The organism is Terrabacter sp. GCM10028922, from assembly GCF_042666095.1.
Taxonomy (GTDB): domain Bacteria; phylum Actinomycetota; class Actinomycetes; order Actinomycetales; family Dermatophilaceae; genus Terrabacter.
Genome location: NZ_JBHTFG010000027.1, coordinates 1 through 567 on the forward strand (window position 1 = coordinate 1; position 567 = coordinate 567).

General features: G+C 69.7%; 1 protein-coding gene. It reads right to left on the reverse strand.

Translation table 11 applies throughout. From position 1 onward, the window contains the following. Window positions 1-33 precede the first annotated feature (33 nt). The coding region (locus tag ACFQU3_RS19385) for a hypothetical protein (protein ID WP_385912795.1) at window positions 34-567 on the reverse strand (534 nt) is incomplete at its 5' end.

Consider the following 567-nt stretch of genomic DNA (forward strand, 5'->3'; position numbering starts at 1 on the left):
ACGTTGCACGCTTCCTTGGCCGCTCCGCCCTGCTCAGCGAGTGGGAGCGATGGGTGCGGTCGTCGGCTCGAGGGGTACCGGCGTTCCAGTCTGCGGTGCAGGCTTACCCGGGGCGCTGACGTACGCGTACACCCGCCCGGGTGGGGGGCGCAGCACCTGTGTGCGGGCGAACTCCAAGACGGTGGCGGCATCCGGCCCCCGGAGATACAGCACCAGGTTGTCGTTCTCGAGGAACGGGCCGTGCACGCTCATTCCCGCCGCCGTGCCCGCGGCCGCGGCTTGCTTGAGGGTCCGTGGCAGCGCGCGCCACCACACGACGACAGGGTCCGTCGGCTCGAAGTTCGAGAGAACGAGCCGGACTTCGATGCGGTCAGTCGGTGCCGGCTCTCGTTGGTAACGGGGCGCTGCGGGCAGCCCCTGCTCCGTGATGGTCCAGATGTCCGATCCGCAGGCGCTGTCGCGGCTGGCGACGACTGCGCCTTGCAGGTCGCGAGCCACCAGCTGGTCCTGCTCGCACTGACGGTTGATCTCCCATCCCGTGCTGCGCCACACCAGCATGCGTTGCCG